Source organism: Pseudomonas sp. FBCC-B1667 (assembly GCF_059133255.1).
Map to the genome: position 1 here is coordinate 3,516,324 of NZ_CP101437.1, position 24,395 is coordinate 3,540,718.

Genomic DNA, 24,395 nt, shown 5'->3' on the forward strand with positions numbered 1-24,395 from the left:
TTGAAATCTCCTATTACTTGGCCAACGAAGGGCTTTGATCAGATGGCTGAGCAGGAAGTGCTGCATCCGCAGGCTCGTTGTTCTGCCAGATGACGCTTTCGCTTAGATATGGCGTGCGATAGCCACTGCTAACCCCCAACCAGTAGAAAGCCAACGCGACAGCCGCTACGACCGCCGCTACGACCGCCATATCCACGCCCTCAGGCAGGATGCCGATCCCTCCAAATGCTTCACTTCCGATGTAGGACACCAGCGCCATCGCCGGCAGATAACCGATCAACCAGATCGCGGCTCGAAGCTCACGAGCAAACCCCGACCAGGCACTTTTGGCTTGGTAGTAGAAATAGATGGGCAGAGCACCGATCACCAGCAGGATGACCTGACCCGTCAATGGCCAGCGAGCCCAATACAGCACCAGGGACGCACAGATATAGGCGAATGGAGCAATAATGCTCATGCCCTTCAATCGCAGGGGACGTTTAACCTCGGGTGCATGGATTCGCAATGACATCAGACTGATCGGGCCGGTCAGGAACGAAATGATCACCGCGACTGAGATCACGGCAGCTAGCGTGCCCCACCCCCGGAAGAAGAACAGGAAGATGAAGCTCACCGCCAGGTTCAGCCACATTGCTTGGCGCGGGACACCATAGAGTGGATGGAGGTTGCCGAAAATTTTGGGGAGCGTGTTGTTCTTCTCCATCGCGTAGATCATTCGAGCAGTAGTCGCCGTATAGATCGACCCCGTACCCGATGGACTCACGAACGCGTCCAGATAGAGCAGCATCGCCAGCCAGTTGAGGTTGAGTGCCAGTGCAAGTTGCGCCAATGGCGAATCAAAGTTCAGGTTGTGCCAGCCCGATGCAATGCTCTCTGGGCTTACTGCACCGATGAAGGCAATCTGCAGCGCCACGTAGATGATCAAAGCGATCACCACCGAACCGATCAACGCAAACGGGATGCTACGTCCAGGATTGCGGGCTTCACCCGCGAGGCTTACAGGGCTCTGAAATCCGTTGAAGCTGAAAACGATGCCGCTGGCTGCCACGGCCGTAAAGACGGCTGACCAGCCATATGGAGCAAAGCTCGATATTGAACCGTCACCAAAGTTCGCGGTGTTGAAACTCGTCGCCATCAGCGCCACAGCGGTCAATGCAGGCACCACCAGTTTGAATACCGTGATAGCCGTGTTGGTCTTCACGAAGAGCTTCACCCCCCAATAATTGAGGCCGAAGTACACCATCACCAAGGCTGCACTGCCGACCAGCCCACTGGTGGTCAGTTCGCCCTGGTGCACCAACGCTCTCGCCCAGGGAAATGACCAGGAGGCCATGTACTGGATCGAGGCAATCGCCTCGATGGGAATGACCGCAACGATAGAAATCCAGTTAGCCCACGCGGCCAGGAAGCCGACCAGCGAACCATGGGAATACCGTGCATATCGCACCATGCCACCGGACTCCGGGAACATGGCGCCCATTTCTGCGTATGTCAGGGCGATCGCAAGCACGACCACTGCACCAATGATCCATGCCAGGATCGCAGCCGGCCCGGCAATGGCCGACGCATGCCAGGCCCCAAAGAGCCAGCCTGAGCCGATGATGGAGCCCAGACCGGTCAACATCAGCGACCAAGGGCTGATGTCACGTTTTACTTTGTTCATGGAATCTCCGATTATTTTTTTTGTGTGGAGCCGCCAGGGGCTGAAAGCTCAGCCCTTGGGTGAATGTACAAATATGATCAGACTCCAGACGCCCAGGCCTTCTGGCGTCCAAGGACGGATGCATCGGTCTCGCCCAGCAGATCGGCGTAGACGCCGGGGGCAGTTGCACCCTCTGTGCTGATGAACAGGACTCGGGAGTTGGAGTTGATAGCCATGTCCGCCGCCGCGCTTTCTCCTTTGACCAAGCGGATGAGACCGGCCAGACCCGCGACGCTGGATTCACCCGCAACCATCGGGATATCCCGAGCACTTCCTGTAGCCAGGTGACGCATTGCCGCTACGGCTTCGTCGTCCTGGATTGTCATGAAAAAATCGACACTGGACTCAAGGAAACGCCAGGCCAGAGGTGAGGTTTCTCCACAGGCCAGACCGGCCATGACCGAGTCCACCGAGCCTGTTGCCTTGGCCGGCTTCCCTTGAAGCGCGCTTTGGTACAAGCAGTCAGCCTGCACAGGTTCAACCATGACGAAAGTCGGGCGAGCTTCGCCATACTGCTCCCACAGGTAGCTCACAACTCCAGCAGCCAAACCGCCGACACCACCTTGAAGGAAGACATGGGTGAATGCAGGTTTTGCTGCATCACCTGACATCGCCTCTATGATCTCAGCTGCAATGGTTCCGTACCCCTGCATGACATCGCGCGGGATCACTTCATAACCTTCGTAGGAGGTATCGGAGACGACAGTCCAATCGTTGGCTGCGGCCAGCAAAGCAGCTTCCCCAACGGACTCGTCATAGTTGCCTTTGATACGGATGATCTTCGCGCCATAGGCCGCGATGGCATCCTCGCGCTCGGTACTGACATTTGCATGCAGCACGATGACGCAACGGCAGCCAATGCTTTGAGCAGCAGCGGCCAGACCTTTACCGTGGTTCCCGTCGGTGGCGCTGATCACGGTGAAGTCCGCCAAAGCATTAGCGTACTGCCCTTCCAATAACCCGCGGGGATCGAAGTGCTGTTCAGGGAAATGCCGAAGGATCAGACGAACCAATGCAACGGGAGCACCCAGCGCTTTGAAGCTCCCCAACACCGAACGCACGGACTCGTCTTTGATAAGGACTTCAGCGACTCCAAGTTCTTCTGCCAGGTCAGGCAGAGAGTAAAGCGGTGTTGCTCCAGCGTTCAGTCGAGACCACTGTGACAGCCACTGGCGGCTCTCGTTGGCCTTGGCGATGCTCATGACCGATTTCAGAGATTCTGGATACGGCAGGCGGCTGGCTTTTGGGTTAGCAATAAACATTCGGTGCTCCTTTCAACAGGCAACAGGAAGTCCAAACCGCTGAAGCAGACCTCAGCGGGCTGGGATAAATTAGGGAATCAGGAAGCGATGAGGCGACGACTTACGACGTCGAGCAGCACCTGTGCGCCTTGGATCAACTGGTCATCGTCGGTATGCTCACGAGGGTTGTGGCTGATACCACCGCGACTGGGCACGAAGATCATCGCCGCTGGCGCCATGCGGGCGATCATTTGCGCATCATGGCCTGCCCCCGACGTCATACGGCGATGACTAAAGCCAAACCGCTTTGCAGACGCTTCAATCTCATCAGCAAGCTCAGCGTTGAAAATCACAGGCTCAAAACGCACAAGGCGTTCAGTGGAGATGGTCACCCCTTCCTGTTCAGCCAGCTCGGCGAGATATGTGCTCAGCCGGTTTTCTGCACGAACCAGCAGCTCTTCATCGGGATCGCGCAGGTCGACCGTAAAGGTCGCCTTCCGAGGAATGACGTTGATCACATTAGGTTCGAACTTCATGCACCCCACCGTCGCGAGCGTAGTACCCGCCTCAACGGCAATGGCTCGAAGCTCTGCGACGATCGAACTGGCGACAAAGCCCGCATCATGACGCAGACGCGTAGGGGTGGTACCCGCATGGTTGGCATTGCCCTTCACTTCAACCTGCTGCCAGGAAATCCCTTGCAAGTTTTCGACAACACCAATCAAGGTCTTTTCGGCTTCGAGGATGGGCCCCTGCTCAATATGAAGCTCGATGTACTCATGTGGAACGATGGCACCGGGTTCAAGCGATCCCGCATAACCGATACGCTGCAGTTCGTCGCCAAGTCGCGTTCCGTCGGTACCGATCGTGTTCAGCGCTGCTTCCACTGATAAACCGCCTGCGTACACAAGCGAGCCCATCATGTCGGGTTGATACCGAACACCCTCCTCATTGGTGAATGCTCCGACGGTAATTGAACGTTCAGGCAGCACGCCGGCATTACGGTAGGCGCGAATGACCGCCAGACCGGCCAACACCCCATAGCAACCATCCAGCGCACCTGCGTTGGTCACGGTATCGATGTGCGAACCCATCATCAGCGGATGTTGATCACCATCGTCGCTTGGCGAGCGAAGAGTGCCGAACACGTTGCCAATACGGTCGACCTGAATATCGAGATCAAGGTCACGCATCCAACCAACGATCAGGTCGCGGCCACATTTTTCAGCATCCGTCAGAGCGATCCTGGTTCTGCCGCCCTGTTCGGCATCCGCGCCAATTTGCCCAAGCACATGGATCTGCTCCAGTAGCAGCGAGCCGTTCAGCTGCAGTTTTGTACCCGTGATCATCCGACTTTCCTCCAGTGACGCGGAACCATGGCTGTCATGCCACATTCGTGCTTATGGAGAAATTTTATTCGCTTAGAGCGTACGAAAAGCTTGATTTTTAGCTGATTTATGAATTTTCATTGCGTTTTTACGACATTTCCCTCCCCTCAATTACGGACAGAGCTCAATGACACTTGATCACTTCGATTTGGCTCTACTCGATGCAGTACAGCGCGACGCGGGTACCTCGCAGCAGGATCTAGGAGCCAAGGTCAATCTGTCCTCCGCTGCGGTAAACAGACGCCTGAAAAAGATGTCCGCCGATGGCGTCATACGAGGCACCGTCGCCCAAGTCAGCGCGGAAATGCTGGGCTATACGCTCACAGTCATTACCGAGGTGGAGGTGGAGAACGAGAGGCTGGATTTGTTGGACGACATGAAGAGATCGTTCCTTGCCTGTCCCCAGGTTCAGCAGTGCTTTTACGTCGCCGGAGAATGCGACTTCGTGCTGATCATGCTCGTAAAAAATATGGAGCAATACACCCAGCTCACGCGAGAACTATTTTTCGAAAGCAACAACGTCAAGCGCTTCAAAACCTTGGTCTCGATGAGTAACGTTAAGACAGGGATGTTTGTCCCTACTTTCGACTGAAGTTCCTGCTGGAACTGATTGAGCAGATTGGGCTTTCCGTTAGGCACAAAGAGAAATCCGCGATGACCGTAGTCGAACGCCTCAGGTATTTGCGTGTCGTTCTAGTTTTGGCAGGCCTCGCGTGCCTTGCCCTCTATCCACTTATGTTGTTCTGGCCCTCCGGCTGGGCCTGGCACGTCGGTCACTCGGACTACCCGATGATGATCGTTGGCATCTACGCCACACTTGGCGTGTTCTTGATTCTGGCCGCACGTGATCCATCAGCCAATCTGAGCCTCATCAGGTTCACCGTGTGGTCTAGCGCCGTGCACGGAGGAATCATGGCCGTCCAGGCGGTTACTCAGCCAGAGCAAATGGGGCACTTGGTGGGTGACGTGCCGGCGCTCTTCATCGTGGCGGTTGCCTTAGCCATCTTGACGCCTCGCTCGCAATTGGCCGCTAAGCTCCGGACACACGATGGGGCCTAAAAGTAGATTTTACGTGGTAATGCAGCCCTCAAATCTGTGCCCGCTTTTGTTCACCGCCGGCGCGTTTTATGCCTGTCACGACTGACGGGGTTGTATCGACTACTGCGCTTCACAGCAGGCAGCCTATGGCCCAGAGTGTGTAAAAACACTTTCCGTATGTTGGATGCCTAAGCCCAGCGCTCCTGGGCGAGGCGATTTCCCGAACATTTGCCAAGATCCGCGCCGATAGCGCGTCATATCGTTTATGAAGCGCTTTGGCACCTCCTGGAGCGGTAAAAGCTGCGGCTTTTACGCCGCCATCGCCTTCAGCAAGCCTTCTGTACCGATGATTTTCATAACCCGCTTCAAGTTATAGGCGAGCACATTCAAGCTCATCTCCGCACTCACCCCGTTCAGTTTTCGAGTCAGGAAGTGCGTTGCCCCCATCCATTGCTTGAGCGTCCCGAAGGGATGCTCAACTGTCCGTTTTCGAACCTTCATCATCTCTGGTGCTTGGTTCAACCGACGCTGCATTTCCTCCAGCACAGCTTCATGTTCCCAACGCCTTACTCGACGATTTGTGCTTGGCGTGCACTGGGTTTTCAGCGTGCAACTCTGGCACTTTGAACTCCAGTAGCAGTGCATATACAAGCCTTTCTCAACGCTGGAGAATCGCCAGATCAGTGCCTCTCCCGCCGGGCAGGTGTATTCGTTTTTCGTCGCGTTATACACGAAGGCATCTTTGTTGAATCGGCCATCAGCTTTGGCGCTTGAAGTCATCGGCTTCGGCACGTAAGCGGTGATGCTTGCGTCGTGACAGGCCAGGATTTCTTCGCCTTTGAAGTAGCCTCGGTCGGCAACTACCGACAACGTTTCTACGCCGATGGCTTCACGAGCCTGCTTCGCCATTGAACTGAGTTGGTCACGGTCAGAACCTCTGTTGGTGACTTCGTGAGCAACGATTAAATGGTGCTCCGTATCGACAGCCGTCTGCACGTTGTAGCCAACGATCCCGCTGCCGCGCGTTATCATCGAACGGGCATCCGGGTCGGTCAGCGAAACCTGTTTATCTGGCGATTCGTTGAGCTGAGACTCAATCCCCTGAAGCTCTTTCATCTGTGCTTTGAGCTTGGCGATTTTATCTTCCAAGCTCACCGTGTCGGGCTTGGAGGCGCTAGGGATCTGGCGATCAGCCGCATCGAGCGAGGCCAAATAACGGCTGATGCTCGCCTCGATTTCTTCCATGCGCCGCTTCAGTTTGGCGCTGGTGAAGTTCCGGTCGCGGTTGTTCACCGCCTTGAATTTACTGCCGTCGATGGCAACCAGGTTTTCGCTAAACAACCCCAACTGCTGGCAGAGCAAAACGAATTGGCGGCAGACACCGCGAATGGCTTTGCTGTTGTCTTTTCGGAAGTTGGCGATGGTCTTGAAGTCGGGCATCAGGCGCCCGGTTAACCACATCAACTCGACGTTACGCTGAGCTTCTCGCTCAAGACGTCGGCTCGATTGAATACGGTTTAGGTAGCCGTAGATATAGATCTTCAGCAGGATCGCAGGGTGATAAGCAGGTCTGCCGGTTTCGGCTGGAATGACGCTATCGAAACCCAGTTTGGCTAGGTCGAGTTCATCGACGAAGACATCGACCACACGCACTGGATTGGTATCGCTGACGTAGTCGTCGAGGCTTTCTGGAAGTAAGGTACTTTGACCTCGGTGTTCACCCTGGATAAACCGTTTCATGGGTTCCCCCTGCGATGAGATTCTCAGAAATCATAGCAAGGGTTTGTCCGGGCGTTTTTACACACTCTGGGCCAAAAGTAGCCGCTGATGAGATCACCCCTTACCTTTGGCGTCCTCGCGGATTCCGAGAATCAATTGCTCGACCAACGTTAGTGCTTCTGCCACAGCCTCCCGCTTGATCACCAATCGCTGCCCAGACTTATACCGCGTGTCACCGGTTTTCCTAATGTAATCATCATCGACTACGCCCTGTGTATGGGCTAGCAAGTGACGCTGCTGGAAGACCTTCGTCAACTGTTCCATCTCGACTGTCGCGAGGTGCTTGTCGTAACCGTGCCCTATGGCAGCAACCCAAAGATCTGAACCCTCCGCAAGATTCTGAAACGCGTTGCGCCGAATCTTGGTTGTCGGTGCAACACGCGCGTAAAGCGCCTCTGTATTTCGCTGGAATGCCGTCACTACGTTTTGCAAAGCGCTCTCAACGATCAGACGGCACGTGTTCTCTGCAGTGTCTGCATCTAGAATGGCGGCCCTTATGGCGTCAATGGCTTCAAGCGACTGCCGGATGCCCTGGGCCGTAAGATCAAAGACAAGCTCCGCTGCGTTTGCTCCACAAGATGGACAGAAATACGCCGCACCGACAACGGCATATCGACACCCACATTCACTACAAGTGATTTTGAGACGCATGGGCGCTGCCGCGGCATAGGGAATCGGTACATGCTGAGGTCGGCTGTCCACCCTTAAGCTCATCGAGATGAATCCGCCCTTGGGCTGACACTGGTTAAATTTCTGCGCATCACGGCGAAGCGCACCACCGATTGCTCCCTGAATATTCGCCAGTGCAACGTCCCGAACATGATTAAGCTGCTCTTGCGTCCACCACTTCTGTGCATCGGCGGTGTGACCACAAAACGGACAAAAGACCTCCTCGTCCCTGACCTTTTCTTTCCAGTCTTCCATCAACACCTTGAACTGAGCTAAGCATTCTGGCGCGGGACACTCACGATCGAAGTAGTTGTCATCGTCTGCAGAGATGGAGACAGCAGATTTTTCGTCACCAAGCTTTTTCAGTGCGCGAATTGTTTCTTCAAACATCGCCAGCCTCACCCAAAAAAATGTTTCCATTCCGATGCCCGCAGTGGGCACTTCGCTCAAACTAAGCTACCACCGGCGCATGCTCCGAGCTATTTCCAGTCGCTTTTACATGCTTTAGCAGCGCTGATGCGAAGCAGGAGTTCATTGAAAGCTTCCTCGATGATGCGGGCGCATTCACAGAGATCCTGCAGTAAAGCAAAGTCGCGTGGAAAGTGATCGTTCGTGAGGGACAGCTTTCGGCCAGATGCAGATCTTGTGTCTAGTGACATCTAGACACCTCTACCTGACGCGTCTTGCACGAATTACAAGCTACGCTATCCGATAAAGATACGTTTAAAAACATCGTCTGTGGACTATCCACATTCAGACAGTCACGCCTGACAGGGCGGGAGTACAGATCATGAGCAATGAAAAAAAAGGCGATTATGTCGTAGTCTCATCGGACTTGATTACAATTGAATCCGCACAACAACTTGTTAAAAGTGGAGAATGGATATTCTTCGATAACAAGCTACACGACGATATTGGAAAACTCGTCAAGCAGCGCCTGGAAGATCTCCGTGGTAATGTTCCCGGCGCACGAACTGACTACGCTGCTAGGGTGCTCGCATCTGCAATTGAAGAGATAGCTGAAGACGAAAAAAAATACGCGATACCAAACGCTTATGATCCACTAGACCCCAAGATGTCGGCTAAACTTGGATATGGGCGAATTCTGAAAATAACGCCAACTCTTCGCAAACTACAATTAGAGATTTTTGGCCTCCTTGGTACGGTGCTTGCTGTATCAGAGTGGAATAAATTGGCCGTGATAGCGACAGCCTGTTCCGTAGCTCTTCCTGTGGCAAATGCAGTCAAAGCGCTATCGTCAGCATGGGAGACTTTATCTGATAACGAAGAAATTGTTGTTTTTGAAACTGTGGCGCTGCTACAGAACTCACTTATTATTGGAGACCATGTTTCCTTTGAAGCAGAGGAGTATGAAGATGCCTTCAAGTATTTAACACCAGAGCTAGATGATATTTTAGACTACATTAGACACGCTTACCCTGAAAAAAATATCATTCCAAAACATTGGCTATTAAAATCCAACCCCGAATACAAAAATGAAGTTCTTAAAGTCCTTAATAGGCTATCCGAGCGAGAAATTTTGCGAGAGCGCTCTGGCCAATGGAGCATTGTATTCTAGATGCGTGGCGCCCAACACACTTATTGAAAGGGGGCGTACCAACGCTGCGCGTCGATTGCCCTTCATTAACGACTAAAGCTGCGTTTGACTCAAATAATAAATTTCACACAACACGTTGTTCTTTTGTTATGTGAAATTCGCAAAACTGTTGTTTTGGATCGATTGTTTAACCTCGCGAAAGCCTGCTGTTGGCCAGATTTTGCATCTAGCCAATTCAGCTATGGGTCGACTTCTGCCCGTCAAGGCTGACAGAAATCGATCAGACGCGGATGTCCAAAGCCTCGGTATTTTAGATGGCGATCTGTGCCGCGCTTAAGCAGGATCAGTAGGAGCAAATGCTTTATCTGGCAGGCGAATTGACCTCAAACGTCTTATTCACCAACGCTCAACTGTTCGAGCAAGAATCGACGCGCAGCTCGGGAAGGTACGCTAATACTACTCGGATGCTGGATTCGATAGCATTGAATACGCTGGTGTAACTTGAATCGCCACAGTTGGTTACGCGGAATACCTTGCTCGCAGAAGTCACCCAGTTCGCTACATACACTCATTTCACCCTTATGAGGAAAATAATCTTGGCGAATCTTCGCACTGCTAGCGCCGTTAGCGAAGATAATAATGTCGGGCTGCAGAAGTTTTACTTGGGCTTTGAGCAATTGCTCCGAGACTTCTACTAATTTTGAAAAATGCTCCCAGCGCATGGGAGATTTTTTGTTCCAGGCGAAACAGAACAGGTTAGCCCAAGCAATACCGTGCGTACCGTGTCCGTCTGCCAAGTCACGAAGCAGGCTGAAGCTTTCTCCTCGATCCTTGGGCTTAACGATGAATCTGGTGAGGTGATCCTGTTGTGTAGCCATCGCTTTATCGATGTAGGTTTCTAGGCTCTCGAATTTTTCATCGCCTTTCAACACATCCCAGCGGCGGGTTTCACGCCCTACCACCAGAATCCTTCGCGGAGCGGAATAGTATGCAGGCGAGGTGCCTGGGAGAAAAAGGCCAGAGAGCTTGGCGTACTCTGCTTCGTGGGATCGGCTTCGGTCGAGCCAGTGCTGCGGCAAGCCTGAGAGTATATCGCGGTAGGCATCGGCCAAGGTTTGTTGCGAGCTATCCATTGCGCAGCTTCCTGAGTGAGGCCGCTTTGATAGCAAAAAAGAAAAACGCATTCAACTTATGTTCGCGACCAAACCTCCAACGGCCAACGCTATGCCCCGGCATCTCGTTGACCATTGAAGATGGCTGAATGAAAAAGATGACGCATTGGTGCAAAGCGTTATCCAGCGCTATAGCTTTATCTGCTTAAAGCCCTAGTGCTTCGAGGTAAGCGCTCATGTGAGTTCTAACCAACGTACGGGTATAGGCTACGTATGCTTCTGTAGGGGAAAGCAACGTCAGCAAGTCGTCCAGATCGGTTCCAGGATCTCGGCCTTCTTCGAGTGCGGATACTGTATGGCGTATGGCAGCCATAACGCTTCGGCGATGACGAGCGCGCATCTGCAATAGCTCGGCCCTAGCCAATCCCAAGTAACGAATGCTTGCTTTTCCTTTCTCGCTTTCTACACCGTCATGCACTGCAGGCTCAACCCGGCCATCATCAAGAAACACTAAATGGTTTTCGGGATCGTCGATACACGGATTAAGCAATAAGGGAACCTCATTGCGCAGTCCACGGGGGCCTGTGGCGCGCGTACTCTCATCGACCAAAGGGAAGTAGTTCGACTTACCGATCACTCGCGCTACATCATCGTAATCCAGCTGTGTCCTGGGACGATTACAGTCTGCGCAAGAGATCAGGAGGTTAGGCCATTTGGCTGCAAGCCAGTAATACCCATCCTTTTTGATCTTCACAGTTTCAGGAGGTACGGGATCGATGATGACCCCTCCTTTAGGGCGATAATGTTCGATATCACCAGACTGCGTACCAGCAAGCAATGACTCGCAGAAAGCGCATTTGCGGCCAAATAAAATATTAAGCTGAGCTTTCACTGCCGGCGTGGAATATGCCCCAAAGCTGAGCTTCTGCTGTGCGATTCGAGCGAGACGATTGGCTCGTCGTTCCGCTACTCCGGCCGCAATCAATCCAGCTGGCACGCTACCTTCTGGCCGATCAACATTAATCATTTTGGATACCTCGCTCGCCACCGGCCCGAGGCGAAACCTGTTGCATCACGTATCGCAATCGAGAAACTGTCCTGCTGGAGAGATCCTGTGCACTGACACTAGGCTGCGTCGGCACCTGCTCCATTCCTGATGAGTCTAAAAGCTGCAGGGCCAGCCTCTCTCGGCGAGTCGATCCCAGATAGCGGTCATCGGTAAGACTCTGCACCAGCTCTTCAAGTCTTTCGTTTTCTTCCTCCGTACGATCCGCTGTTCCAAGAAGCATTTCATACTCACGGATGTCCTCCTCCATTTGAGGATCAGCCGTGCTTCGGAGCCCGAAATGCTCAGATGACAAAAGCTGCTCTACTCTGAGTTTGGACACCGGAGGCAGGTCTTCCAAGGCATAGATGTGTCCAAGCCTGTCACGCATTAATACTGCTACCTCACCTTCATGAAGTCCTCTTAGACACAGAGGATCGTGAGTGCTGTAGATGAATTGCGCGCGGGGAAATGCGGTGCGCAGAGCTGAAACACATTGAAGCCTCCAGGCAGGATGGAAATGATTTCCCAGCTCATCGATGAGCACCACGCCTTCAGCCGATTCCATCGTGGATCCTGACAGGTACAACACTTTCATAATGTCCACCGCCATGCCGAGCATCGACTGATAACCATCACTCAGGTGCTCAATTTTCCTGCCTGTTGCGCCGCCAACCTCCAGCGAAACAACGTGAGATGCAGGATCCTGGATGACCTTCACTTGGTGCTCCTGAGGCATCAAGTCGGCCAGGACACGATTAACCTCCTCCAGACGCTCAGCGTCCAGGGTTGCCAGCCAATCATCGGGCTTGGAGAGGGGAAGAAAAGGGTCAAACAGGTTATCGATCTTCGCGTGATTTCTGCCAGGCTTTGGCTTGTGCCGCCCCTTGGGCAAAAGTCTCGTCGCACCATAGGCAAGAACCAACGATCTGGAATGTTCGATGTTGAACTCGATCGGACGATTTCGCCGCAACTTCATAATGATGTCTTCGCCGCCTCCGACGATGGACACCCTCACCTCCCCATCCAAAGTTCCGTCAGATAGTAGCTTGGCACTCGTAACCCCTAATCGCTTCGCGTATGCCTTTCCGGACAACGCCAACGCTAGTGCGCGCAAAACGGTGCTCTTGCCCACACCGTTTTCCCCCAGCAAGGCAAAACAGGGTGCTTGGGGTGACAGCGACAAGCTCAGGTCAAGATCGAGAATGTGAATAGGCCCAAAGTTTTTAATCTTGATGCGGTTGATGTACTGAGCCTTAGCTCGATACGCTTCAAAACCGACTCCACTCTCGGTATCGATCACCCTCTCTAACTGTTCGGGCACAGCTAGTCGATGTCCTTCTTCTCCCGGCAGGTACGACGTACGCGGTCTATCTCTCCCATAGAGCATTTGCCGCCAGACTGCACAATGGGCACTATTACCGGCGGCCCTTTCCTCTCTTTCCCGAGGGCTTGCAAAATGGAAGAGTTTCACTTGCTCTGCTCGCGCAGTGAGCAACTGCCTACGGTTTAAGTCAAAAAGCATCACTGTTTCTGAGCCTCGCGGCGTGATGCCCTTCACGGATCCATCCTCCAAAAACTCGAGATGGTCATCAGGATTGTCTATGCACGGATCAAGGAGAACGGGCTCTTCCAAGCGGATAATGTCGTCGTAAGGGAGCCCGAAAGGCGCTGGATCGTTGAGCAGTGGAAAGCGATCAGCTTTATATCGGTTGCAGGTCGCACAGGCCCAGTAGAGATTTCTCCAATCTGCCTGAAGGTGCCAGTAGGATGCAGAGCGAGACCCTGACCGACCTGGAGTCCCTCCCCTCGGCCGGAAGCGATCAATAACACCTGAAGACGAACGATCTGCATAGATCTCGCAGTAACAACAGCGAGCTTGAAACACGTCACTGAGGATGTCTCGTAGCTTTCTGCTATAACGATCTATCGATGCGGGTAAGCTACCACGCGACTTTTCAAGTGATTTGAGCATTTCATCTGTACGTAAATCGTCGACAGGAGTGTCAACAAGATAAGGCCGCAAAAAATCAGGGCACGGCGGGCGGTGAATCGGGGTCATCCTTGTCTCCTCAGTAGTCCGTGGAGTGCCAACGCGATTGAACAGAGCAACGTATGTGATCTGCATATAGTAAAGGTGCAGGCGGCGGGCCGACCATAGAGTTGATGTGAAGCCCCTCCGCATACTTTATGCCTAACGCCGGCAACGAGACTAAGTGAGCTACGTACAGATACCTTCTTGAGTGCTTTGGTCATGGCATCCACGTCGTCGCGCATTACAGGATCGGCTTGGGAAACTGAAGAATCGGGCTCGACGAGGATATTGATAACGAATGCCTTGCTCTTGATATCGCCACATAGAAGAGCTTGGCACTTGCGAAGCGCTCATTCAAAAAATGAGTAGCATCGGGAATTAGCACGTGGTCGAACTCCAACCCTTTGAGGAGCAACGGGGTAGACACCACCCGTTTCGTTGGAGCGCGCCCTGTATGACTCAACCGTTGACGTGCTTGCTGACATGCGACGATTAGAGAGTCACTGCGCCCAAACGAGAGCTCCGTCAAAGCACGACGCGCGTCATTCAGCAATTCGCCTCGGTGGGTACGGGATAATGGATGAGCTTTCTCATGCGCTATGACGTCGACTGCACTCTCTGCAGAACCAGTTAGACCTAATTTATCCCACGCGACCTGCCGTCGAGCATTCAGGTCGTAAAGGTTATCAACTGGTGCTGGTTGAGGGAGGTTGCGAGCCATTGCATCATCCAGCAACGCGTTCAAAGCAGCTACCCTTTGCGCCGCACTCTCCGAGGAGTCCCATTGCTGACCAAACTGGATGAGGCGGGCTCCTGCCATTTCCTCTATAGCCTGATAAGCACCTTTACTGGTTTTCGCGAGGTTATCGCATACTCCCCGGCGACAATGGATTGCAGCCGTCGACCCCGCGCGCTCATCAATACCTTCAAAGAAGAGCGACATATCGAAAGCGTTGGCTGCTGGACGATAGCTAATAGGCCCCTGCCTCAAATCAATGGGGCTACCCTCTAGAAGCCTCTGACGGACGTCGGCGATCCACGCACCTAACGCGGGGTTACAAGTATTCCATCGATGTGGTTCGTTAAGCTCGTACGCCACTGGAAAGCTTGGAACAACCTCAGCGCCCCAGCTGATTTTCGAATCAACAAACTCGAAAATACCCTGCATCGGGTCACCGAAAATCAGCGTAGGTACGATACGGGCCAGGCTATTGGCAATCGCATGCTGGAATCTTTCGCAGTCCTGATATTCATCGATGTAAATCCGGTCGTAAGAGGACTGAACTATTCGATGCGCTATAGGGCTGGAAAGGACGTTGATAGCTCCCTGATACACCTGATTCCACTCTGCACCTCTTGGGTTTTTAGGTGGGTGGTTGGCAAGTTTTGGGAACGCATATGCATAACGGCTAGCCCAGCTCGCTATTGTTTCTATGGTCACTCGCTCTTTGGGGATACCTAGGCGCTTCACTCGCTCGCTAATGGCATGCACACCGGCATGTGTATGAGTAAGAATCAACGAGCTCGGATAGTAGGCGGAGGCCTTAGCCAACAGCTCGGTTTTTCCATACCCAGCGGGAGCCACGATCGAACGGCCTCTCAGTTGAAACAGCCAATCGAGCTCACTCGCCATATAACCACCGTTCTACAGCTTTCAAGCAAAGAGATAACGGGCCCACTTCGCCAAGCTCTACCAGGCGGTCTACCGCAGAAGCAATGGCGCGCCCACGCTCCTCCGACTTGAACCAATTGTACTGGACAGCTAGCCCTGCCAAGCGGAATGGGTTTCCTCCGACTCCTGGTGGTGCGGGGATCCAGTTAGCGAACGGCCCAGCTACATTACTACCGGGAAACGCAGGTCTAAGCTGCGCTTGAATGGTTGCTGAACCGAAAGTACTGGTAGCAGCACCGAGTAACTCATCGACGATGTCAGGCCAGCTCGCTTGTAAGATCGCGTGTTCCGTACAGAGGTTGTCCCCGTATTCAAGCACGGTTACGTGTTGACGCTGAAGACTCGCGGAGACGGCTGCAGGCAATCTTCGATCAGAGTCTCGAAACAACGCAGTGCTATATCCCAAGCTTGCCAACGCAAGTGCGAGCGAAGGCGCGGCCGCACCATTGCCATCAACGATGGCCGATCCAAGATGCTCGATCGGTACATCATCGTGGCGAACCCTGTAGAGCTCGCGAAGCCCGAGAATTAGGCCCAACTCAGTTGCACCCTCACAGACGAGTATCCTGCGAGCAAACAATGCCCTCGGCGCATGCTTCAGTACTTTGGCCAATGCTTCCGTCTGCGCCTGAGTTATCCATGCGAGGCCATTGTCTCTGCGCATGACAAAAAGTGATTCGCCCTTCAACTCTGAGATCACCACGTCGGAGTGGGTCGTGATCAGCAATTGGCCCGTAGCAGTCCGCGCGGTAACTGCCCGCTCCTGAGCCGTACGCAACGCCGATACAGCACCTAGGACACGATGAGGTTCCAGCCCCTGCTCCAACTCGTCGACAAGAACTATCGCCCCTTCCATGATCGAAGCCCGCTGAATCGCGAGAGTCGCTAGTCGGCGTGTGCCCAACCCGGACAATCGTAGGGGCGTCGTACCATCATGCAGAGCTATAGACCCTGAGCTAAAACCGCCTCGACCAAGCTCGAGATCCGGAGCGAAGCCATCATTTACATATGCGCCTAACTCCTTAGCCAGTTGTTCAGCGCGTGCGGCCGCCGCTACCAACGATGGGATGGAGGACAAATTGGCGGTTTGCTTTGCGACCCGATAAGCCTCAGCAAGTTGATGAGCAGCGCCTTCCTGGTCACCTGTCATCCTCGAAAGTACGGAGCCTTGGCCCCATGTCAGATGCCGCGCCTCTTCGCCGGCAAGGCGCACGACACCAAAAAGTGACCGATCACGGTTGGATAGAACTCGAGGCGTAGGATAACGATTGCAGATGAGCTCCCAAACCGGCTCCATAGTTGCGTCGACGGTGAGCTTAACGGTCAATGCCGGCTCATGATCCTCCGCGGTTTCGTCATGAATCGTCCCGTCGGTTGCGATTCCTCTGATGTACAAGCCAAAACGCTGGTCAGAGAGGAGAGCCTTGGAAAGCTCCCCAACTGTGACCTCGATTTGGACAGGGGCCTCGGTGTCACCCTGATGGAAGTCAGCTTCGTTGAAAGTGAACCATCTTGACGACAAAGCCGCTTCAACTGCATCGAGGACAGTCGTTTTTGCGCTATCACCAGGCCCGATTATGCAGCACAGCGCTTGAGAACCTGGAGACCAGATTAATGTTTTGATACCCCGAAAATTCTGGACTTCAAGCTTAGCAATGCGCATCAGTTAGTCCTTACCAAGGAAAATTTCCATATCACCGGTCGCAGACTCGACCACCCGATGCTCTCTCGTCAATAGGGCTCCCTTCTCACTTCGGTGCCAGAACTCGCAATCAAAAACCGGGTGGTCTCGAAGAATCAGCAAAAACATAGCGCTCTGGTTCGCCAGCGTCACAACTGACATCACGCGAACCGGATAAGCGCTGAGATTAGTCGAGAGACGAACTTTAACCACGGCGCATTTGCGGTGTCTTTCCGTGCCTACGACGTAAAGTCATCGCCTGACTGAACGACCCCATATGGGCCTATATCCCAACCGTCATTTGGGACATTGCCACTCACGAATGCCCCTTCGGCACCAGTAAAATTACATTCATAGATATTGGCGTTACGAAAATCGACGCCACCCACTTTCGCGCAAAAAAAACGTGCCCCCCTGAGATACGAGCCTCGAAAATCTGCGCCCTGCAAATCAGCATTACTGAAGTCGGCCTTCCAGCAACTAACACCTGGCCGCACCATTGGATCAGCGGTGACCGAGTAAAATTTGGCGTTTTGGAAATTGGAGTTACTGAAGCTCGTCACGTCTAAAAGCCAATGCCAATGTACGAGGCTCCCTGGTGCTTGAAGATGGCTAAAATCAGGAAGCTTTTTCCGCTCAAGCACCTGGTTGATCCTGCTAAAAAGCAAGCTGCTGAAATGAAAACCGCTGAAATCGATATCTCGTTTGGTGGCTGCGACGGCCAATGGCACCTGATCTCGTAAGCATTCGATTAACGCATCAAACTGAAGCAGGAATCGAGCTCTGCGAAATTGTCCTTCATAGGGCTGCTTCCAGTATCCCTGAGCATAGGAATGCTTGGTGTACATGGAGATCATCTGCTCTTCTGCGGTGATCTCTTCGTAGGTAGTTCCGTATTCCTTGGCGATAACGCGTAGACATGTGGCGAGCTTGATGTCGCTGCTTTTACGTGACTGAAAGCGGGCAATTCTTTTCGCCGCAGCAGGGCAACCTTCACGATAATCGCGAAGCAACATTGCGGCGTCGGATTTGAATGCACAGAGGGAGGGAGTAACGATTTTTTTCATGGCCTAACCTCTCACGGCCAACGCTTAACCCTAGTTTTTCGCTGGCCATTCAAGAAGATTGGGTCGAAAAAATGTAGAAACGGTGCAGGAGCTTTAGCTAGCTAGGGCTGAACGCCTCCGTCAATGGCGTGACGCGATACTGAAAAAAATCGGTGCCGGAGTCAAGCCGAAGATTGGGCAGATACCGAAGCTAACCACATCCCCCCACCATGCTTTGGCCTCGCGACAAACCTCCTACACCACCAGTTGAGTCACCAGTTCAATCACCATATTAAATGCCTGCTTAGGTGGTGATTGGAGCTCTCCAGCAGAACTCCGTATGGGGTCTATCACTTGTAGTTCTGCTAGGGTTTTGGCTTTTTCTTTCTGAGGGAGCCTGCGCCGAATGATGCGATTGCCAAGGTCAAAAAATCTAGGCCCGCAGCTAGCTGTTTTTCACGTGTTAGCTCATCTAAGTCAGGGAACGCTGATCGCGACTTGATGACCAGTTCAGATTCGGCGCCGATCTTGTCTGGGTACCTTGCCAAATACCATATTTGGAAAGCTTGCATGGCCGTGGTTAGTGGGCCGCCCAGCTCTCCGCACTCCAGCGCCGCAGTGAAAATCAAATGTTCGTTCTCCTCCTCGTCGAAACAGAGATTCGCCTCAGGATCGCGGTCAGCGTGTTTCAGGAAATTCTGAGCGTTGTTAATGACCTCCAATGCCTCTTTTCGAGAGAGGCCCGAAGATTCGATCAAATGTGAGCGCCAGGATCCATTCGGATGCTTGTGCTCAACCAAGTCTGCAAATAAGCCATGTGCGGCGGCGGCCAGCGTTCGGACTGCTAGCGGATCATGATCTGCGAAAAATAAGGCAATGGCTTCATCCAGCTGACGTGAAGCAGCTTCAAATTTAGTACAGGTGACCTTCATAGCGCAGACCTGCAAATGAGTGGATGGATACTCACCCACCGAATTATCCATAGGGCACCCTATTCAACACCACAGACGCGCCAGACCTAGTAAAAAAATGGCGAGACGCCAGTACGCTTATACATTAGTATTCCGCGCGCTTTTTTAGTGCCGGCTAGACAATGTCTGGATGGCAAAAAACCAAAATTTAGACAAGAAAAATAATGAAACGGATTTCACCCGCTGCCCTTCTGATTTGTCTATCGACCGCCGCATTTGCTGCTCAAGCGCAGGAACAACCAACGACTCAAGAGTGCGTCGAAAAAAACTACCTTTTGGCAGCGGGAGCAGAAGTGGCGACTCGGGTTTGCGGTGAGCATCAAACCGTCACAGCGTATATCCCTGCGAACATCTCCGCCCTGTCAGTCCAGGATATCCGGAAGAAAGGCACTGCCAAGCAAGCCTATTCTTTGATCGCGAATAAAAATACCATTCTGATAGCAAGCGGCGGCTTTTTTGGTTTCAGATCAGATGGTGTTGAAAAGCCAATCGGCTTGATCAGATCTAACGGAAAACGCCTCGTCAAGCTCATGGAATGGGATCATGGCGGTATCCTAGTCTCTGACCGTAAAGGCGATGTGAGGATCATTCCAGCCCAGAATCGCAACCAGGCAGGCGCATGGTCGGAAGCAATTCAATCCAAACCGATCATCGTGCACAAAGGTGCCATCGACATCCGCAAAAATCCCCGGGATGCCGAATTCAACAGAGTCGCCATTGGTTACACGCTTAATGGAGAAATGCTGGTTGTAGGCGTTTTTCACTCATTCAGCCAAGCATCGACGCTCTATGACTTTGCGCAAACATTCCAACAAATCGCTGAAAGCCGTGGGCTAAAAATTCATAGAGCCATCGCCCTGGACGGCGGCGCTGGTGCTCAGATACACATCCCATCGAAAGGATTGCTGTTCGGTGACTCGGGAAGGTCTTACTTTCCGAACGCAATTAGAATCGACCGCCTGGCTGAGAAATAGCCATGTCCGGTTTTAGTAAGCAGTTAGCCAAAAAGCTCACAATCTATGCTGGCGCTCTGGGAGGTTGTTGGTCAGCCTTGGCGTGGTGTTTAGAACATGCTGAGTCGTTTAAAAATGTAGTAGCCATGTTTCAAAGCCCAGATGCTGAGGTGAGAATCGACGCCGACTCGAAATCCTTGAATGTCGGAGACACGCAGAATTTAGTAATCACAGTCTATCCCTCTGCACAGCACAAGCTGCCCCCAGGGACGGTCACTGTCACATCGTCCTCGAGCAGCCTGAAGGTCGTTCCGACCGCACATGCAGTGGTAGGTGAAATCAGCGGTTCGGGTCTCATCGAAGAATTCAAAGTCCGCGCCGTCAGCTTCACCGATGCTCCGATTCAGGTCTCTGCGAGTTACCGCACTGGTGATTTGGAAAGAAATTCGACTCCAATCACCTTCAGCATTACACCCAAACCCGCCACGCTGAAACCACACTTTGAGCGAACGGACACAAAGCGAGTCATTCTCGCGGGTGAGTGGGAGATGGTGCTCGGTGCAAACTCAGGCGTGCTGAAGCTCGCCCAGTCGGAATCCAAGCTCACCGGTTCATTTGATGTCCCTCACCAAAAATGGAAAAACGGAAGAATCGCAGGCAGCAAGGACGGGAACACTTTCCGTATGGACTTTTTGGTACCCTCCAAATCGACGGTGGAACGTCTCTGGGTTGTAGGTGACTACGTCATCGAGAAAGAGTCTGGGAGCATTCAGATGCGCGGATGCGCCTACCATTTGCGAAATGCGCCAGATCAAAGGGTAGAGACCGGCGCTCAAGGCCTCGATTGCTCCACGGCCGTAAAATTTCCGGGTTGGAAAACGCTTCGGGGAGAAAAATTCATGGCCACGGCGAGCTTTGATTTTGGAAGCGATTACTAACGCGCCCTTCTGGCTGTAGACGTAGCTTGGCGAATCTGCATAACTCATCCTGGTAAACAGTCATTGCGGCTCGATTGACCTACCTGGATGTGGGAATCGAGTCGAAGCCTACCAACAACTCCGCACCAATAACATCGTGGATTTCAATGCATGGAATTGCTTTTACTGCCCAATCGCTCTGGCACAGAGCTTCAAGACGTCTATCGTCGAGCTCTTCGCGAATCGACTCATCTGTACATCGTCAGCGCCTATCTGACTCATTGGGACATCAAGGAAGAGTTGGGCAGCCAGTGCGAGTCATTCAAGTTCATAGTCGGCAAAGATTTCGGGATCACCCGAAAAGCAGCTTGCGAGGACGTACTCGAGTGGCTTCCCCCTGACAGGCACGATGATTTTCTCGCCGCGGAAGCGATAGACGGATTTCACCCGAAAGCCGTTTTTTGGAAGGAACTGAATGGCAAATGCTACGCGCTTGTCGGCTCTTCAAATCTTTCTAAAGCTGCGTTCTCTACCAATTATGAAGCTAATGGCTACTCAGCGATTTCTGACAAGACTTTCAATGCGGCCGAACAGTGGATCGAAACCCTCACAGAAAAGTGTGTAACCCTCGACGAGAATTGGATTCGTCGCTATCGGGAGGCCATTCAACCTAAGAAGCCGAAATCACCAGATACATCAGAAACAGAAGCCCAAGATGATGGAGCTGTCTTCGAACTGGTACTCCCTGATCCCCGAGCGCTCACGCGTTCCGCGGCTGTTCTGACCAGACGGCGACAACAGATGTTCGCGTTCAAAACCGTAAAACGCGACCTCGAATCTTTATTTCGGACGACTGCTGCAGCCCGCGCGTGGAATCCGTCTCGCAACCTAGGTTTTTACGCCGCGCTAAACGCCCTCTGGTCATTCGATATAGGAAGCCGGTTCCAAGGGCGGGGTTGGGAAAGACAAGGTCGAGGTAGTAATTTTAAGGAGCTGGCGAAAAGCCTAGTACGCATATTGGACGCACAGTATGTATCCAGGGATCGTGTCGTGAGGGTAGAAATTGATCGCCTGCACAGCATCGGCTTGACCACCAGGGGCGCCCTCCTCTCAGAGATGCTCTGCCAATTCTTCCCGAAGCAATACCACGTGCTCAATAAACCAGTCAGAGATTGGCTAAGAGACTCAGGCCTAGACAGAGTACGAGGCGCGACCGAGGGCGAGAACTACATTCGCTGTGCACGCCTATTTCGCATAGCGCTCGACCGCGCGAAAGATTATCCAGCAAAAAACATTGCTCAACTCGACGCCCTTATCTGGTTGGAAAGCAATCCCGACTCAGAATTTTAAACTGCTGCGTCGAGCGCCGGCTGCTTCCATCGGCTCGGGCCCATATGCACCTAAGTACTCTCTCCCCCTGGGAAGGCTGCTGCCCTTGTCACGCAGTAGCTTAACCAAGAGGTGATGCAGGACGTGGATGCGTGGTAGACATCATGTTTTCATGCTTGACGAGCACAAACCAGGGCCAAAAATCTAACGTCGGGGTTAGCAGTTTCCTGCAACACGGCTGCCGGTATCTTGTCGATATCGACTCAGAAGAGGCGATGGCCATGCACCAACAGGAAGACATTACCCTCTCTGCGATGATGGAACGGAATCGGACGGAGGCGCTCCGTACGGAGCGGCACGAGCAATGGCTGGCAGAGAATAGCGAAGCCATTCATGCGTACAACGAACACGTGGAAACCCACGGGTTATTCAGCGACAATTTGCGGAGCTTTTGAAGCAGTCGCAATAGCCTCGCGGATTTGATACCTCCCGGCATTCAGGTTCGTGGAAGCTTGCCGCAATCGAACCTTATCGACGGGCGGTGGGAACCACAGGTATTAAACAATCCAAACTTGATCAACCCACGTCTTGAAAATCTGAAGAATCATATCTCGAAGCTTCCCCCAAATCCGTGTCGATGGGCGCACTCAAAAAACGCACTATCCCCCTGCACCACCACGCATCAATGGCGTTCAACACAACATAACCATTATCAACGGCGGCCGGCCGTGAGATAGGAAAATGGTCATCGGCGTAGTCTCCCTTTTACACCGGTTGACCAGGAACTTTGCAGATTTACTGTATTTGAAGCCTGGTCGCAAAACACAATCCACCACGTTCAGGGGGGCTTTTGTCACAGTCGGGCATCGTTGATGGATACAGTGTCATACAACTTCAGTGCATTTATGGACGCGTGAGATCAATGAATGGATCTGGCGGCGGAAGTGGAGAACGTGCTCTAGGGGGTTTAGGCGTGGGGCGCTCCCTGAGCTCAACATCCTTCGGCTGTTCTCTTTGCCAATTTTCCGCACGCTCCGGTTGCGGGTAGCGTATTTCATGCTCAGGCCGGGAGCGCGGTTCTCTTCTTGGAAAATCGTCAGAATAGTTCGGTGAGCGATAAATCATTGGTGGCCGATTTCGATTGCCGCCTATTGGATCAAACATTTCATCCCAAAAGGCCTTCCGTTGAAGCGCCAAGGATCGCTCTTGTTCAAGAATGCTGCGCTCGTGTGCAATCTGAGTGGCAATGGCGCTTGAACTCCACTCTGCATTCAGTCTGATATTCCCTTGCGGAGTGATGTTATTTCGCATCCATCGAGACATCCAATAGCTATCCGACGGGCTCGACGATTGAAGATGAACGACTAAATTATCTACATCAGCGACCCTTGACTCGGCCGCCTGCGCGGAGAGTTCTTTCTTAATTTCTTTCGCCACCAGATCATTAAAAACGGCCCGGGCATCTTGCTCCGCACTCATGCGAATTGTTGATAGCTCACGTATGCTGGCAAATGCCTGACCCAACGCCCTTACTGCTTCACTGTGCGATCCCGGATCCTCACGCGTGAGTTGCTGCACAAGCGCGGAAAACTCGTGAATACGGGGATCACTTCCCAATGTGCTCTCTTTTCCTATAGGCACTCTTCCTAATATGATGCTTCCAGCTCTAGCAAAAGCTCTCAGATTTCCATTCGTTGTCAATCGAGCGCCTGATGTGGGTGACGAACGCCACAACTCATATCGCGTTTGTTGACGCAATCCGCTTAAAGACGAATCCTCTGCGGGTTCAATATGCACAGGGTCGTAAAAGAGAGGCAGAGTTAGCCCTTCATTATCTAGGATTTCAGCGAAGTCAGGTAATCTAGCTGATGCTATAGCGCTAATCCCAATATCAGTTGCGAAACCGACCTCGTGACTGCTTTGTGTTGCGGGCGGGGCTACTAGGCGCCTACGATTTTTCTCATCACATGCTGAAGCATTTCCGGCCTTGCAATCATCCCAAATAGCTTTCAACTCAGCTTGCTCTTCTTGATTTGCAAAGCTTCTTTGTATAGTTGCCAGCTCAGTGTTTGTAAAAATTCCTTCTGAGCGCGCGATAACTAGCGCCCGTGATAGACGCGCTAGGAACTCTTCATTCACTCCTTTTGGCAGAGGGGGATGGTAAAGCGAAGTCGTAGTATCTTCAGGGCCAAACCAGCCGCCTGCCGACCCTGTTTGCGAAAATATCGCGGATACTAGCGCTAGCAGAAACACCGGCAC

20 protein-coding genes are annotated in these 24,395 nt (G+C 52.7%); 7 read left to right on the plus strand and 13 right to left on the minus strand.

Annotation, left to right across the window (positions count from 1 at the left end; all coding sequences use genetic code 11):
• Positions 1 to 13: 13 nt before the first annotated feature.
• The 3 genes from NL116_RS16010 to NL116_RS16020 all read right to left on the minus strand — a co-directional run bounded on the left by NL116_RS16010 (position 14) and on the right by NL116_RS16020 (position 4,292).
• The gene (locus NL116_RS16010; protein WP_494373012.1) at positions 14 to 1,663 is read right to left on the minus strand and encodes an APC family permease; all 1,650 of its coding nucleotides are present in this window, start codon (positions 1,661 to 1,663) and stop codon (positions 14 to 16) included.
• Between the two features lie 77 nt (positions 1,664 to 1,740).
• The gene (locus tag NL116_RS16015) at positions 1,741 to 2,964 is read right to left on the minus strand and encodes a diaminopropionate ammonia-lyase (RefSeq protein ID WP_494373013.1); all 1,224 of its coding nucleotides are present in this window, start codon (positions 2,962 to 2,964) and stop codon (positions 1,741 to 1,743) included.
• Positions 2,965 to 3,041: 77 nt separating this feature from the next.
• Positions 3,042 to 4,292, minus strand: coding sequence for a Zn-dependent hydrolase (locus tag NL116_RS16020; protein ID WP_494373014.1), 1,251 nt, complete (start codon positions 4,290 to 4,292; stop codon positions 3,042 to 3,044).
• A gap of 166 nt (positions 4,293 to 4,458) precedes the next feature.
• Here NL116_RS16020 and NL116_RS16025 point away from each other — a divergent pair, with 166 nt between their 5' ends.
• Both NL116_RS16025 and NL116_RS16030 read left to right on the plus strand, forming a co-directional pair.
• Positions 4,459 to 4,923 carry an Lrp/AsnC family transcriptional regulator gene (locus tag NL116_RS16025; RefSeq protein ID WP_494373015.1) on the plus strand — a complete coding sequence of 155 codons (465 nt, stop codon included), beginning with the start codon at positions 4,459 to 4,461 and terminating at the stop codon, positions 4,921 to 4,923.
• A gap of 62 nt (positions 4,924 to 4,985) precedes the next feature.
• Positions 4,986 to 5,390 (plus strand): DUF6632 domain-containing protein, encoded by a 405-nt coding sequence (locus NL116_RS16030; protein WP_494373016.1) that lies wholly within the window; start codon positions 4,986 to 4,988, stop codon positions 5,388 to 5,390.
• A gap of 288 nt (positions 5,391 to 5,678) precedes the next feature.
• Here the strand turns inward: NL116_RS16030 and NL116_RS16035 are convergent, their stop codons facing one another.
• The gene (locus NL116_RS16035) at positions 5,679 to 7,109 is read right to left on the minus strand and encodes an IS1182 family transposase (RefSeq protein WP_494373017.1); all 1,431 of its coding nucleotides are present in this window, start codon (positions 7,107 to 7,109) and stop codon (positions 5,679 to 5,681) included.
• A gap of 93 nt (positions 7,110 to 7,202) precedes the next feature.
• Entirely contained in the window at positions 7,203 to 8,267 is a 1,065-nt protein-coding gene (locus NL116_RS16040; RefSeq protein ID WP_494373018.1) for a hypothetical protein, read from the minus strand.
• Between the two features lie 340 nt (positions 8,268 to 8,607).
• On the opposite strand from NL116_RS16040, the gene NL116_RS16045 reads away from it, so the two are divergent.
• Positions 8,608 to 9,396, plus strand: a complete 789-nt coding sequence (locus NL116_RS16045) for a hypothetical protein (protein WP_494373019.1) — start codon at positions 8,608 to 8,610, stop codon at positions 9,394 to 9,396.
• Positions 9,397 to 9,767: 371 nt separating this feature from the next.
• Here NL116_RS16045 and NL116_RS16050 read toward each other — a convergent pair whose 3' ends face one another.
• The 7 genes from NL116_RS16050 to NL116_RS16080 all read right to left on the minus strand — a co-directional run bounded on the left by NL116_RS16050 (position 9,768) and on the right by NL116_RS16080 (position 18,949).
• Entirely contained in the window at positions 9,768 to 10,508 is a 741-nt protein-coding gene (locus tag NL116_RS16050) for a hypothetical protein (protein WP_494373020.1), read from the minus strand.
• A gap of 184 nt (positions 10,509 to 10,692) precedes the next feature.
• Positions 10,693 to 11,514 (minus strand): HNH endonuclease family protein, encoded by an 822-nt coding sequence (locus NL116_RS16055; protein ID WP_494373021.1) that lies wholly within the window; start codon positions 11,512 to 11,514, stop codon positions 10,693 to 10,695.
• The gene (locus NL116_RS16060; RefSeq protein ID WP_494373022.1) at positions 11,507 to 13,594 is read right to left on the minus strand and encodes an AAA family ATPase; all 2,088 of its coding nucleotides are present in this window, start codon (positions 13,592 to 13,594) and stop codon (positions 11,507 to 11,509) included. The genes NL116_RS16055 and NL116_RS16060 overlap by 8 nt, the downstream gene beginning before the upstream one ends.
• Before the next feature lie 214 nt (positions 13,595 to 13,808).
• On the minus strand, positions 13,809 to 15,200 hold the full coding sequence (locus NL116_RS16065) for a UvrD-helicase domain-containing protein (protein WP_494373023.1): 1,392 nt from the start codon (positions 15,198 to 15,200) through the stop codon (positions 13,809 to 13,811).
• Positions 15,190 to 16,902: an ATP-dependent nuclease gene (locus NL116_RS16070; RefSeq protein WP_494373024.1), complete on the minus strand. Its 1,713-nt coding sequence runs from the start codon at positions 16,900 to 16,902 to the stop codon at positions 15,190 to 15,192. Before NL116_RS16070 ends, NL116_RS16065 begins: the two co-directional genes overlap by 11 nt.
• Before the next feature lie 257 nt (positions 16,903 to 17,159).
• Positions 17,160 to 17,987: a pentapeptide repeat-containing protein gene (locus NL116_RS16075; RefSeq protein WP_494373025.1), complete on the minus strand. Its 828-nt coding sequence runs from the start codon at positions 17,985 to 17,987 to the stop codon at positions 17,160 to 17,162.
• A 344-nt stretch (positions 17,988 to 18,331) separates the two neighbouring features.
• Entirely contained in the window at positions 18,332 to 18,949 is a 618-nt protein-coding gene (locus NL116_RS16080) for a hypothetical protein (protein WP_494373026.1), read from the minus strand.
• Between the two features lie 152 nt (positions 18,950 to 19,101).
• On the opposite strand from NL116_RS16080, the gene NL116_RS16085 reads away from it, so the two are divergent.
• From NL116_RS16085 to NL116_RS16100, 4 genes are all read left to right on the plus strand, one after another.
• Entirely contained in the window at positions 19,102 to 19,911 is an 810-nt protein-coding gene (locus tag NL116_RS16085) for a phosphodiester glycosidase family protein (protein ID WP_494373027.1), read from the plus strand.
• A 2-nt stretch (positions 19,912 to 19,913) separates the two neighbouring features.
• On the plus strand, positions 19,914 to 20,828 hold the full coding sequence (locus tag NL116_RS16090) for a hypothetical protein (RefSeq protein ID WP_494373028.1): 915 nt from the start codon (positions 19,914 to 19,916) through the stop codon (positions 20,826 to 20,828).
• A 150-nt stretch (positions 20,829 to 20,978) separates the two neighbouring features.
• On the plus strand, positions 20,979 to 22,157 hold the full coding sequence (locus NL116_RS16095) for a phospholipase D family protein (RefSeq protein ID WP_494373029.1): 1,179 nt from the start codon (positions 20,979 to 20,981) through the stop codon (positions 22,155 to 22,157).
• A 131-nt stretch (positions 22,158 to 22,288) separates the two neighbouring features.
• Entirely contained in the window at positions 22,289 to 22,591 is a 303-nt protein-coding gene (locus NL116_RS16100) for a type II toxin-antitoxin system CcdA family antitoxin (protein ID WP_494373030.1), read from the plus strand.
• 448 nt (positions 22,592 to 23,039) lie between these two features.
• Here NL116_RS16100 and NL116_RS16105 read toward each other — a convergent pair whose 3' ends face one another.
• Complete coding sequence (locus NL116_RS16105; RefSeq protein ID WP_494373031.1) at positions 23,040 to 24,395, minus strand: hypothetical protein; 1,356 nt, start codon at positions 24,393 to 24,395, stop codon at positions 23,040 to 23,042.